Annotated in this window: 10 protein-coding genes; 2 read left to right on the top strand and 8 right to left on the bottom strand. The window is 37.6% G+C overall.

The window, feature by feature from the left end:
- Positions 1 to 59: 59 nt before the first annotated feature.
- From CXF79_RS03340 to metB, 4 genes are all read right to left on the bottom strand, one after another.
- Complete coding sequence (locus CXF79_RS03340; RefSeq protein WP_101153959.1) at positions 60 to 1,187, bottom strand: DUF1624 domain-containing protein; 1,128 nt, start codon at positions 1,185 to 1,187, stop codon at positions 60 to 62.
- Positions 1,188 to 1,227: 40 nt separating this feature from the next.
- A complete protein-coding gene (locus CXF79_RS03345; RefSeq protein ID WP_101153960.1) occupies positions 1,228 to 2,607 on the bottom strand; it encodes a hypothetical protein in 1,380 nt (459 codons plus the stop codon).
- 202 nt (positions 2,608 to 2,809) lie between these two features.
- Positions 2,810 to 5,356 (bottom strand): bifunctional aspartate kinase/homoserine dehydrogenase II, encoded by a 2,547-nt coding sequence (locus CXF79_RS03350; RefSeq protein WP_101153961.1) that lies wholly within the window; start codon positions 5,354 to 5,356, stop codon positions 2,810 to 2,812.
- A 26-nt stretch (positions 5,357 to 5,382) separates the two neighbouring features.
- Entirely contained in the window at positions 5,383 to 6,549 is a 1,167-nt protein-coding gene (metB, locus tag CXF79_RS03355) for a cystathionine gamma-synthase (RefSeq protein ID WP_101153962.1), read from the bottom strand.
- A gap of 248 nt (positions 6,550 to 6,797) precedes the next feature.
- On the opposite strand from metB, the gene metJ reads away from it, so the two are divergent.
- Positions 6,798 to 7,127, top strand: a complete 330-nt coding sequence (gene metJ, locus CXF79_RS03360; RefSeq protein ID WP_011041315.1) for a met regulon transcriptional regulator MetJ — start codon at positions 6,798 to 6,800, stop codon at positions 7,125 to 7,127.
- A gap of 265 nt (positions 7,128 to 7,392) precedes the next feature.
- The gene (locus CXF79_RS03365) at positions 7,393 to 8,673 is read left to right on the top strand and encodes a sensor domain-containing diguanylate cyclase (RefSeq protein ID WP_041736578.1); all 1,281 of its coding nucleotides are present in this window, start codon (positions 7,393 to 7,395) and stop codon (positions 8,671 to 8,673) included.
- A 116-nt stretch (positions 8,674 to 8,789) separates the two neighbouring features.
- On the opposite strand, the gene CXF79_RS03370 is transcribed toward CXF79_RS03365, so the two are convergent.
- From CXF79_RS03370 to hemE, 4 genes are all read right to left on the bottom strand, one after another.
- Entirely contained in the window at positions 8,790 to 9,695 is a 906-nt protein-coding gene (locus tag CXF79_RS03370) for an ABC transporter permease (RefSeq protein ID WP_101153963.1), read from the bottom strand.
- Positions 9,695 to 10,552 (bottom strand): ABC transporter ATP-binding protein, encoded by an 858-nt coding sequence (locus CXF79_RS03375; RefSeq protein WP_101153964.1) that lies wholly within the window; start codon positions 10,550 to 10,552, stop codon positions 9,695 to 9,697. The genes CXF79_RS03370 and CXF79_RS03375 overlap by 1 nt, the downstream gene beginning before the upstream one ends.
- Before the next feature lie 2 nt (positions 10,553 to 10,554).
- On the bottom strand, positions 10,555 to 10,914 hold the full coding sequence (locus tag CXF79_RS03380) for a GntR family transcriptional regulator (RefSeq protein ID WP_011041310.1): 360 nt from the start codon (positions 10,912 to 10,914) through the stop codon (positions 10,555 to 10,557).
- 450 nt (positions 10,915 to 11,364) lie between these two features.
- Positions 11,365 to 12,432 carry a uroporphyrinogen decarboxylase gene (gene hemE, locus CXF79_RS03385; RefSeq protein WP_011041309.1) on the bottom strand — a complete coding sequence of 356 codons (1,068 nt, stop codon included), beginning with the start codon at positions 12,430 to 12,432 and terminating at the stop codon, positions 11,365 to 11,367.
- Positions 12,433 to 13,061: the final 629 nt, after the last annotated feature.

The raw sequence follows: 13,061 nt of genomic DNA on the forward strand, positions 1-13,061 counted from the left end.
GATACATTCCCGCAAAAGTGCAGTCATAATATTACTATGACTGCGTTTCCTTAGCTTTTTTATAAGTATTTCAACCAAAGTGAATCAGGGTGCTTAACTTTAAAGCTTCGATACCATATACAAAATGGAAAAAGGAGCAACAGTAATACGCCACTAATAATGTAGGTATTTGTAAGGTTAGTAAAATCACTCAAACCTCCATAGGTGGCAGTTCCCGTTAAGAAGATTCGATGCACTAAGTAAAACATCATTGAGGTTTGCCCAAAAACAAGCAATACGCCATTAGGTCGCACACCTATTTTCTGCTCAACCTTAATCATTAACGCTAAAATTACCGCCATAAGTCCTAACTCAAGCATGATAAAACTCGCCGATGGTGGGTACTTGCTTACATGTAACCATTGTTGCCAGCTATTATCTTCTCTTAATAAGAACATGTTGCCGTAATCATTAAAGTAACGGATAGCAATAAAAGCAGCTAACGCGGTGAAACCTAAACGGAACAGTAAATTGGCAGGGCTAATGGTAACTTTCCCATCACCATAATCTAGAATATACCGACCAAACACCCAACCCAGTATCATCACAGATAGCCAAGGTACGAGGGCGTAAGAAATACTTAAATCTGCTGAGGAATATTTACCGATTAACAAAGCAACAATGATTGATTGCTCCTGTCCTCCAGCAAACCAAAACTGAGCAGTCACTAATTCACCACCTAAAATCCAAGCCATGGCAATAATGAGCAGCTGTGTACTCGATAAACGTCGAAAGAAAGCCATACACATCATGGCAATACCTATAGCATAAAGTACTTGGAAAATAAGCTTACCAGAAAAGAATGAAGTGATTGTTGGATCGAGTAACGCAATAAAAGCACCACGAAGCAAAATATCTTTATCAATCGCTTTGCTGTCAAAACCTCGAGAGAGCTTTCGTTCGACACTTATAGCTAAAGCGGTGCCAGCAAGGAAGACAAATACGGGTGCGCAAATGTGACTTATCCAACGGGTAAAAAATTCAAATGCTGGCAGCGGTGAGCCTATTATATAACTGGCTGCTGAGTCCGTCGATAAATGCTCTTTGTTATAGGCCATTGACACATGATCAAGCACCATGATGATCATGACAAAGCCTCGCATCCAATCAATTGCCGCAATACGCTTACTTTTTACTTTATTTGTCATTATTTCATATCCTTATGTAAAATCACTTTATCTCAAAGTATTATGACTCAATGTTATTCCAAAGATTTTGATTGGCTTTAATTGAGAAGTACTCATTAGCATGCCAACAACGCGGTAATAAATCTAACTGTTGCCTCTCTTGGGAGTTTGAGCTTAATAACGCTAATATTTCATTCAAGCGCTCTTTACTCAAAGTTGCCAACTTCTTCGCTGTTTGAGTGAAATATAAATTGCTCGTATTTTTAATGACACTATTCTGGCCATAGCCAATAAATGTTAATTGTCGTGTGGCCATTCGACAATTAGGCTGCTCTGGACTCGTCGGATAAAGCCTATTTACAATGGCATATTCATAACAATCGCTGTGGTCACCAAATTCCCCTAACGGCATATAAACAACACCAAAACCTTGTGGAAACATACCGGTGATTTTATATAAGGCATCAACAACGCTTTGTGCACAAGCACCAAGCTCAGCATTTTTATTTAATACCTGAAAAACTTTTGGTAATAACTTGTAGTTGTAACTTGCTTTGGTAGATAAAATTATCGAAGTGTAAATTTGCGGTACTTTGAGTATATTACCAATAGTATTTTTTGGATTAACGCTACTTTTCAGTAATTGTTTTATGAAAGCTAATTTATCTTTTTCATCTAAAAAGAATTGCTCTCGCTCTGCCTTTGTATTACCAACAAAAGTAGGAATGCCAATCCCTTCACTGATGTATTTTATAGTCTCACGATAATTAATTTGTAGTAATTCTTTTCTTTGCTTAATTTCTAGGGTGCGAAAAGGGTCTAATCCTCCCTCAGCACCGCACAGTATAGTTTGCGCTTTTGGGTGATAATTACCAATATCTTGTAATAACGCCGCTATAACCAGTGGCACTTTAACTTGCGCGACAAAGCGTTGATATTTTTCAGCATCATGATTAGCAAAATCAATAAATTGCTCAGTAGAGATATCGGTTAAAAACTTATTAATGTAAGGCTCACGCATCTGACCATCAATAATTAAGCGGTCAAGTAATCGTAAGCATAATAACGCTTTATAAATCGATTTACTCTGCTCATTACTCGTGGCGACACGTTTACCCTCAGTTGGACTTAATAATTGAATAGTACCGAGGAATTGGGCTGATTTTCGGTTATTTTCAGCATAACTATCTCCTTCCGCGAGCTCTATGATTGTTAACGAAATGGCCAATAAACTCGCATGTCTCTCGGTACGTTCCATTAATTTTAAAGGAGACTCTTCTGCAGATTTTTTCTCGTCTGAAGGAGTAAATTCTTCTTGCTCAAAATAGCCAACGGCGCGGTCTAATAAAGAGTCTTTAACCGCACTTCGTCCGTATACTTTGGCCAACAAATGATGAATTTGTCGTGTGTAATGTGTTTGATGGGGGGTATCTTTAGCCATTGCACCGCTAGAGTGAATAAATAATATCTATCATGCTAGGAATTATTACTAAAAGCAATACTTAGAGAAAGGACAATTACCTTGATTCACAATGATTTGATTAACATTATGAATCAAGATAATAACAGTTTACTTTTGAGGATAAACACCTAATGAACGGCATAAAACATTGGTTTTTTCAGCACTTTGTCACTCGTAATCTCTAGTTAATGCCCTTTATCTTCACTTGACTTTGTTTATGAGCAAGCTGCTGACAAATCTTAACGAGATCTGAGTGTAAACCGCCAGCCGTGACGTCACGTCCAGCACCGGGACCACGAATAATCAAAGGGTTATCTTGATACCAATGACTACTGATTTGAAAAATATTGTCACAAGGGGTTAGGTTGGCAAAAGCATCACTTTGCGGCAGCACTTCTAAACTGACTTTTGCACTAATACCTGTTTCTGGATTATGCTGAAAACGAGCAACATAGCGAATGCACGCACCTTTACGATTCGCTTCAGATAACGCGGTAGCAAAATACTCATCTAGCTCATTAGCTCTGGCTAAGAATTCACTAGTTGATAAAGCTTGTAATGCTTCTGGCACTAAGTTTTGACAATCAATATCATCTAATGCTAATTCAAAACCCGCTTTTCGCGCTAAAATGAGTAACTTACGCTTTACATCTCTACCTGATAAATCTTCTCGAGGATCAGGCTCGGTAATGCCTTGTGCCAAAGCATTTAATAACAGCTCTGAAAACTTTGAACTGCCATCATAGGTTTCAAATAACCACGAGAGCGTACCTGAAAATATACCTGATAACTCACTGATGCTATCGCCACTTTGACGCAAGTCATCAATAGCATAATTGATTGGTAAACCCGCACCTACCGTAGTATTGCCTAACCATAAACTATTATGACTATCCGCAGTATTGACTAAATTATTATAATGAGCTGTACTGCTTGAAGCAGCCCACTTATTGGCACCAATCACATGTACACCTAGAGCAAACATCTGTTCATACAATAAACTAAAATCTTCGCTAGGCGTGATGTCTACCACAATTAACTCATCGTATGGATTTTGGGTCAACCAAGAAATAAGCTGTTCGTGATCATAGCTTTGGGCTTCTTGAGCAAACAATGAAGTTGCTTGGTTTACATCAATACCATCATTGTTAATTAACGCTTTTTTCGATGAAAGCAAACCAACTAAATGTAAATTCTCTAACGCGTATACTTTATTAAGCTGCGCGGGTAATAATTCTAAAAAACGTTCGCCTATATTGCCCATACCCGCAACAACTAAGCCAATATGACGAGCATCTTTTGTCATCTCATGGTGGACTGTATTTAAGAGCTCAATTGAACAAGGTTCAGGTAAAATAGCAATCACGCTATGATTATTATCACTACCAACCAAGTTCAATGGTTTAGCGGCTTTTAATGAGCGTTTAAAGCGCGCCCTGATATCACCACGTTCAGCTACGCGATGGCCAACGGTTGCGATAATAGCAACCGGCTTAAAAGTAATTTCAACATCATGACTCGCCAACCAATCACTCAAGGCTTTTTGTTGTCCTTGTGTGATGACCATAAAGCCCTTTTGGTCATCTATACAGATAGGGGAAAACTCAGCCTTCGCCCTAGTTGCAGCTTCACCTATAAAGCTCACCGATTGCGCTAGCAATAAATCATTAAGGTAGGTTACAGATAACTCTTGCTTAGCAATCTGCCCAAACTTACCAATTTCAGTGCCGATGACTTGGGCATCAAAACTACTAGCGACATGCAGATGGGTATGATGCTCACTTAATGGGTTAATCAATGGTAATAAGGTTTTAGCATGCAAAACGGGGTTACCCAAGCGGCCTAGTTCTTTTGCGACGCCATTGGGTAAACGATGTAATTTTCTAGCGCTAGGAACAACACGAGGATCGGCACTGTAAATACCATCAACATCTGTCCATAGAGTCACATTTCCAGCGGCAACTAAAGACGCGATAATAGTCGCGGAGTAATCACTACCGTTACGGCCTAAGGTACAGCTTTTACCACGAGAATCTTTACTGATATAACCAGTAATAACCGCTAACTTACCAAACTGACGTCTTTGTCTTAATTGTGCAGCACTTAGCGCAGTATCCACTACGCAACTTTGTTCATTATCGATAACAAGAAAATCACGAGAATCGATACTATTACTTGGGCAAACTTGCTCATTAAGTAACGCCGACAACAATCTTGCTGACCATACTTCACCTAAGGCTAAAACATCATTGTGATGCTGAACAATATCCGCGGTTAACCAAGTCGTTAATTGCTCAATGTCTTTATGCAACCTAAGCAATAATTGCTTGGTATTATTAGCATTCAATAATTCAGTAATAAGTTGCGCTTGCTCTTTCGCTAACTCATCAATCGCTTGAGTTAATTCATCACTTTTTTGTATTGTATCTTCTGCGATGGTTCGTTCGACCAGAGAATAGAGAGCAAATAAACGGTCAGTTGTTTTACCATTAGCTGAGACCACAACGATATCGTTTAACTGACAATTTTCACGGATAATTTCAAGCGCACGTTTAATACATTTGGGCGTTGCTAATGAACTACCACCAAATTTATGTACTTGAATAGCATGTTTAGCCAATTTATTTTCTGCATCTACTTCAGCAATAAAATCAATATCTGCAATTTCGTTGCTAGACACTGCTTTATCTTCGTTGACCTTATTTACAATCGTATTCTCTTGTTTCATCTCTCTGCCTGCTAATCTGTTTGTTATTACAGTTGGCTCTGCGTTAAACCATGGGCTAAATCAGCTAATATGTCATCAATATCTTCAATGCCTACAGATATACGTACTAAAGACTGAGTAATCCCCGCTTCAAGCTGATCTGGGATTGTCATACCTGCATGTGTCATAGTTGATGGGTGACTGATCAGACTTTCAACACCACCTAATGATTGTGCAAGGGTGAACAATTCGAGGTTTTCAAATAATTTTTTTACCGCTTCAACGTCACCCTTTATTTCAAAGCTTAACATTGCACCAAAGCCATACTGCTGTTTTTTGGCAATATGATGACCTGTGTGTTCAGGAAAACCTGGGAAATATATCGCATCAATAGCATCGTGATTTTTTAAAAAATCAGCAACTCGTAGCGCATTTTCTTGGTGTTGCTTCATTCGCACCGGTAATGTTTTTAAACCACGTAACGCGAGGAAACTATCAAAGGCACTGCCGGTAATACCAATACAATTCGCCCACCACGCTAACTGCTCACCTAACTCTTCGGTTTTAGCAACGACAACACCGCCCACTACATCACTATGACCATTAATGTACTTAGTGGTTGAGTGAAAAACAATATCAGCGCCTAGCGTAAGAGGTTGTTGCAGCGCTGGAGATAAAAACGTGTTATCTACCGCGACTAATGCACCTACTGCGTGACACGCTTTGGTTACTACTTCAATATCTACCAAACGTAATAAAGGATTACTTGGGCTTTCAAGTAACACCAATTTTGGCTTATGTGCTAACGCATTATCCAGTGCTTGTTGATTATTTTGATCCACAACAATAAGCTTGAATTGACCACGTTTAGCTAAATGAGTAAATAATCTAAAACTACCGCCATAACAATCATGAGGAATGACGACCGTGTCTTGGGTAGATAATAACTGACAAATTAAATGCACTGCTGCCATGCCAGTACTGGTAACAATACCAACACTGCCTTGCTCTAACTCTGCAATCGCGCCAGCAAAAGTAGCTCGTGTTGGGTTACCCGTACGAGAATAATCAAATTGGCGTTTGTTATTAAAGCCCTTTAATGAATAGGTACTGGATAGGTAAATAGGAGCAACCACAGCGCCATGCTGCTGGTCGGTATTAATACCGGCTCTTACTGCCGAAGTGGTAATATTACCTTTTTTAGTAATCGACATTTAGTTCTCTCCATTAATTATGCTAGGTAATGAAACGCAGTGTTTAATTCGCATGTTTTATCAGTAATAACGCCGATATATAGCAACATCAGCGTTTAGATGTTTGGACGTCTATAACTCTAAACACTTTCATTAATTGGGTCAAGTAATTTTAGACTTCTAAACTTCTACTTGACTGGTTTTATGCAACAGGTAAAATCTATACTATTACATTTTAGAATACGTTATAACAAGATAGAGGAATATCGATGGCTCAGTGGAATGAAGAGTATATAAATCCCTATGCCGAACACGGTAAAAAGAGCGAGCAAGTAAAGAAAATTACCGTTTCTATTCCTTTGCGCGTCTTAAAAGTGTTGACAGATGAACGTACTAGACGCCAAGTAAATAACCTTCGCCATGCTACAAATAGTGAATTGTTATGTGAAGCGTTCTTACATGCATTTACTGGGCAACCCCTGCCTGATGATGAAGATTTAGCAAAAGATAATAATGAGAAGTTACCTGCAAGTGTCAGACGCTTGCTTGAAGCAAAGGGAATTACTGACTTTAGTGCTTACGAAGTTGAGGATGAATAACGTTTAACGATAAGTTAAACACACAAAAAAGGTACCTAATAAGTGCCTTTTTTATTGCCACTTTGTATTTGAAAAATCTGAGTAAGGCATGCGCCTCTGTCTACAAAGCTGAAAAAACAAAGCATAGCGCTTAACTGCACTTAAAAATACCGCCAAGAGCAAGGTCAGATAATTTGCTAGTTATCTATATGTGCTAATATATAACTTAGCAATTCATAGCTATTTGGGTTGTGATTCGTTAGCTCTTCTACCTAAGGCGAATACTTTGAGTAAAGAAAAAAACATAAACAACGCTGATGACACCATTAAAGATCAGATATTAGCCAGTATCGATTCCTTTATATATACCAAAGATTTATCGGGCAAATACACCTATGCAAACCAAGCGGTTTTAGATTTATTTGAAAAAAACTTAGCAGATGTTATTGGTTTTGATGATACTCACTTTTTTGATTTAGCTTTATCTAAACAATTAAAAGCAAACGATCGTATGGTGATGGATCAAGTAATCCGCATTGAAAATGAAGAAAGTAACTTTATCAGAGCGAAAAATGAAACCCGTATATTTAAAGTGGTCAAAAAACCACTTTTTGACCACTTAGGTAATGTAAACGGCATTTGTGGTATATCGACAGACATTACAGTAGAAAAACAACTACAAGAACAAGTCAATGAACAAAGTTACTTACTTGAGACCATGCTTAATAATATAGATGCCCATATTTATGTTAAAGACTGTGAACGTACCTTTTTATATGTGAATAATCGCGTTGCCGAGTTATTTGGCGATAAGGCCGAGAACATCATAGGTAAAAAAGATACTGATATTTTACCCAAAGAAATTGCCGAACATTTTTACCAATCAGATAAGCAGGTTTTTGAAACCAATCAAAAACAGGTCATTGAAGAAACGACTCATGGTGAAAATGGTGATAACTGTCACTACATCAGCACTAAAGTCCCCTTTGATCGGCCAGATAAATTACCCGCATTAATCGGTTTTTCAACTGATGTGACCGAACTATTCAAACTTAAAGAAGAATTTAAACTACTTGCCAATACTGACCCATTAACCAATTTATATAATCGACGCTTTTTCATTGAGCAAGCAGAAAAAGAGTATCAACGTGCAAAACGCTATTCATTGTCTATGACACTGATCTCCATTGATATTGATCATTTCAAAAGCATCAACGACCAATTTGGTCACCCTGCGGGTGACCAAGTATTAATAGAAATTGCTAAGCAATTAAAAGCGAGTTTACGGCAAACAGATATTCTAGCGCGCATCGGTGGTGAGGAGTTTTCTATTCTGTTACCTGAAACCTCGGCGATGTCAGCCATGACCTTTGCAGAGCGTATTAAAGAAGAACAAAGCAGGTTAATCATTACTGGTGATTGGCAGGGAGAAATAAACCTTTCGGTGAGTATCGGTGTTTCAAGTCTTATCGCCAGCGACAAGGCCTTTGATGTGTTATTTTCTCGTGCAGACAAAGCCTTATATCAAGCTAAGAATACCGGTAGGAATACCGTTTGTTATCTATAATACCAATCGGATTAAATTATCGATATGAAAAAAGCCAATATACATGGTAACGAGTATATTGGCATTAACTACTTAATCATCTGATTTAACTATACTTTTAGTGTCTCATTTACTCATTATGATTCTTGCTTATTCACTCTAAACCAATAGGTAGTGAATAATAACCCCGTAGAAATCAACACTGTTCGATAATCAATTTGAGAGACTAACATCAGTAATGTTGCTGAGCGTGACGTATCTTGATCGACTGATACATCAGCAAGATGTTCAGGAGTCATAGAGAAATAATCCATCAAGAAATGCCCAAAGAATGGTTGCGATAAATGTAGATAGTGAACCACAATTGCTTCAATGACCAATAACGCGACTATCGGTAATACCGCCCATAAAAAAGGTGCTTTATTCGCGTAAATAGATGCCAACATTAGCCAACTGTACAGAGGTAATAACCAAATAGCGATTGGTACGAGTGTTAACCAAATATAACCTACGCCACTTATTATGTCTGCGCCTGCCAGCATGCCCCATAATGAAATATCAAACCCAATAGATAATACTGAACAAGCAATCACTGCCAGTACCAATATAAATAACATCAGCAATGTCGCTGCCATAAAGAATATCACTGGAATGACAATAGCACCGGTTAATACTTTACTGGCAATAGTCATTTTATCTGACACAGGCAACGAACGCCAAAACATCACTGATTGGTCTCGTCTTTCGTCAAATAAGCAGGTAACAAAATAATAAACTTGCACAATAAAGCCTATTGCAATGAATGGACTAAACAGCGCTATCGCAGAAACAAAAAATACTTCACTGATACGGTCAGATGATTGAAATTGAGCTAAATTCTCAATCCCTATCATCAATTCTTTCATATCAACGCCATTTAATATCACACCAAGTAGAGGAATGAATATAAAGACTCCGGCTAAAGTCACTGGCACCCAAGTCAGCATGCCATTAAATTCCCACAACTCTTTTTTAATTGAGGCTTTCATTATTGTTGTATTCATTAACAAGTCTCCTTATTCATCACACCAACAAAAACATCGGCTAAGCTCGGTATTGATACTTTACCTAAACCTTGTAACGTTTCTTTATCTTGATTATCAAATAACATGGTCGTTAATCCCATCATGCTATTTTTAAATAAAGGATTCAGTTCATCCGCTTGAGGTAACTGTTCATTAGCTACTGCCACTATATTAAAGCGCTGTTTTATCTCCTCAGTACTTTGTGCCAATACTATTCTCCCATCCTGAATAAAAGCAACGTCTGTCAATATGTGTTCAATCTCTTCGATTTGATGAGTAGTAACCACAATACATTTATCTTCGTTATAAAAATCTTCTAATAAATGATTATAAAACTCACGACGAGTTAGAATATCTAAACCTAGGGTTGGTTCATCTAAAATCAGCACCTTGGCATCAATGGCCAGAATCAGCGCTAAATGCAATTGCGCCACCATACCTTTAGATAAAGCTTTAACTTTATCGCCTAACGCAATATTGGTTTTTGCTAAAAATTCATGGGCTTTTTCTAGATTAAAATTCTTGTGGATATCTTGCATATAGCTTAAGGCTTGTGAAACTTTTAACCATTTAGGCAATATAGCTACATCGGCAATATAAGCGACATCATTTAACATGCTAACGCGATCTTTTCTTGGATGATGACCTAGAACACTGATATCACCTTCAAAATCGGTCAAGCCCAATATAGCTTGTAAACAGGTAGTTTTACCTGCGCCGTTAGGTCCAACCAAACCAACAATTTGTCCTGCGTTAACAGAAAAGTTCACTGACGAAAGCACCTGCTTGTTGCCAAATGATTTACTGACATTATTTACTGAAATTAATGAGTTCATAATTACCCGTCCCAGCTGCTGGTTAATAGTTGTTCTGGCGAGAGTTTAAGTCGAGTGATTTGCTTTAATACTTCTGGCCACTGGTGTGACAAGAAGCTTTCACGTTCTCTGTCTAGCATCAAAACTTGTGCTCCAGGCATAACAAACAAACCTTTACCACGTTGTTTTTCTACAACCTCTTCATCCTGTAACATTTGATACGCCTTTGAAATAGTCATTGGGTTAAGCTGATACTCAGCAGCTACCTTTCTAACAGAAGGTAAAGCCTCTCCTTCTTTGATATAGCCATCTAATATACGAGTGACTACTTGCTGATACAGTTGTAGGTAGATTGGTTTTTCTGGATCCCATTGAGGTGTCATGCCCTATTCCTTGAATAATACCAAAAAGATACTGGTGTTATACATCACTAGCACACCGAAACACAAGTACAGTTATTATTAATTTTTAGTTTTTTGTCGTACTACAAGACCTTAACGATTAAACAAAGGCATTCAAAATATTGATAATTAATAGGAAATGACTTTTATATTATGAACGAAGTAACAATGTAACAGAGTATGTTTTTCGGTATTAATTTATGAAATGCTGAGTTTAGAAGGTGTAAATAGACAAACGCAACACACCCCCATTGAAGGATAAGAAGCTTGGCAAGGGAAAAAATTAATAGGGAGTTACAAAAATATGATTCTATTTACCGATTAAAATAGAGCAATAAAAAACCGCTATTAATTTACTTAAAGTAAGTTAATAGCGGTTTTTTTTTATTTACTATAAAGCTGGGTTTATATTCCAGCGATAATTAAAGCATCTTATTTATGATAAGGCTTACTTAAACGGTGTACTGATTCAATGAAGTGACCTGCATGATCAGGATTCACATCTGGATGTATACCATGGCCTAAGTTAAATACGTGACCTGTACCACCTTCACCGAAGCCTGATAGTATTTTTGAAACTTCTTGTTCAATACGTGGCAATGGTGCATATAACATTGATGGATCCATATTGCCTTGTAGAGCAACTTTATCACCAACACGTGCTTTTGCATTTTCAATATCAATGGTCCAATCTAGGCCAACTGCATCACAACCAGTTGCCGCGATAGATTCTAACCACATACCGCCATTTTTAGTGAATAATGTCACTGGCACTTGACGACCTTCATTATGACGCGTTAAACCATCAACGATTTTCGCCATATATTGTAATGAAAACTCATTATAATCACGTGGAGATAATACGCCGCCCCAAGTATCAAATACCATTACAGATTGCGCGCCTGCAGCAATTTGGGCATTTAAATAACTAATGACTGAGTCAGCCAACTTATCAAGTAACAAATGTAAGGTTTGTGGCTCAGCAAACATCATCTTTTTAATTTTAGTGAAAGCTTTAGAACTACCACCTTCAATCATGTAGGTTGCTAATGTCCAAGGGCTACCTGAAAAACCAATCAGCGGTACTTCGCCTTTTAGTTCTTTGCGAATAGTACGCACGGCATTCATTACATAACCTAATTCATCTTCTGGATCAGGTACGGCAATTTTATCAACATCCGCTTTACAGGTAATAGGACGTTCAAATTTTGGTCCCTCACCTGTTTCAAAATATAAACCTAAACCCATAGCATCAGGAATAGTTAAAATATCACTAAACAAAATCGCAGCATCTAATGGGAAACGACGTAATGGTTGAATAGTTACTTCGCAAGCCAATTCAGCATTTTTACATACCGACATAAAGTCACCGGCATTTTTACGTACTTCACGATACTCTGGTAAATAACGACCCGCTTGACGCATCATCCATACCGGCGTGTAATCTACTGGTTGCTTTAATAGCGCACGTAAATAGGTATCATTTTTTAATTCTGTCACCAATAGTTCCTCTTATCTTATGCTTTGTAATCACTTAGACAAATTACTTACGCGTAATAGTGTCACCATGAATCATTTAATTTAGTGATTTAACAGCTGCTATTTGAAAAGCATCTCGTTAATGGTTTTTATGTTGCGCAGTTTAGCATCGACCAGCCATTTGATCTATGCGCTAAATCAACACTCCTGAAAAAATAAACTACCGTTGAATCAATAATAAAAGTCCTTTGAAATATAAAAGTTCAATTTATATAACTTTTTTTTTGATACGCTAAATTATACTTGATTTTCATCAATGAATTTTGAATCAATAGGTTAGCAGTTTATGCCTGTTGAACAAGCCTACTACGAAGGGCATCGTCGAGTTTATGCTCTACTAAAGTTGTTGCGGTGGTAAAAAGGCTTTGGTATAAAATGCCTGCGCTAAAGAAAAACAATAATAAAAACAAAAAATAAAAACAAAGACAGAAAGAAAACAAAAGTAGCTCAAACTAAAAATAATAAAAAATAGTAGCTACAAAAAATTAATAATAAGAAGCTTGGTAACAAGACCAATATGCGAGCATTTCAGGCCTTTCTCTTCGAGAAGGGCCTTTTTATTTGTGCAACGCTATATACTTTCAATAAAC

It is taken from the genome of Colwellia sp. Bg11-28 (genome assembly GCF_002836245.1).
Classification (GTDB): Bacteria; Pseudomonadota; Gammaproteobacteria; order Enterobacterales; family Alteromonadaceae; genus Colwellia; species Colwellia psychrerythraea_A.

Bases quoted from the DNA above. Each gene is read 5' to 3' on its own strand.
- CXF79_RS03345 (WP_101153960.1), bottom strand. From the start codon at position 2,607: ATGGCTAAAGATACCCCCCATCAAACACATTACACACGACAAATTCAT.
- metJ (WP_011041315.1), top strand. From the start codon at position 6,798: ATGGCTCAGTGGAATGAAGAGTATATAAATCCCTATGCCGAACACGGT.
- CXF79_RS03340 (WP_101153959.1), bottom strand. From the start codon at position 1,187: ATGACAAATAAAGTAAAAAGTAAGCGTATTGCGGCAATTGATTGGATG.
- CXF79_RS03375 (WP_101153964.1), bottom strand. From the start codon at position 10,552: ATGAACTCATTAATTTCAGTAAATAATGTCAGTAAATCATTTGGCAAC.
- CXF79_RS03350 (WP_101153961.1), bottom strand. From the start codon at position 5,356: ATGAAACAAGAGAATACGATTGTAAATAAGGTCAACGAAGATAAAGCA.
- CXF79_RS03370 (WP_101153963.1), bottom strand. From the start codon at position 9,695: ATGAATACAACAATAATGAAAGCCTCAATTAAAAAAGAGTTGTGGGAA.
- metB (WP_101153962.1), bottom strand. From the start codon at position 6,549: ATGTCGATTACTAAAAAAGGTAATATTACCACTTCGGCAGTAAGAGCC.
- CXF79_RS03380 (WP_011041310.1), bottom strand. From the start codon at position 10,914: ATGACACCTCAATGGGATCCAGAAAAACCAATCTACCTACAACTGTAT.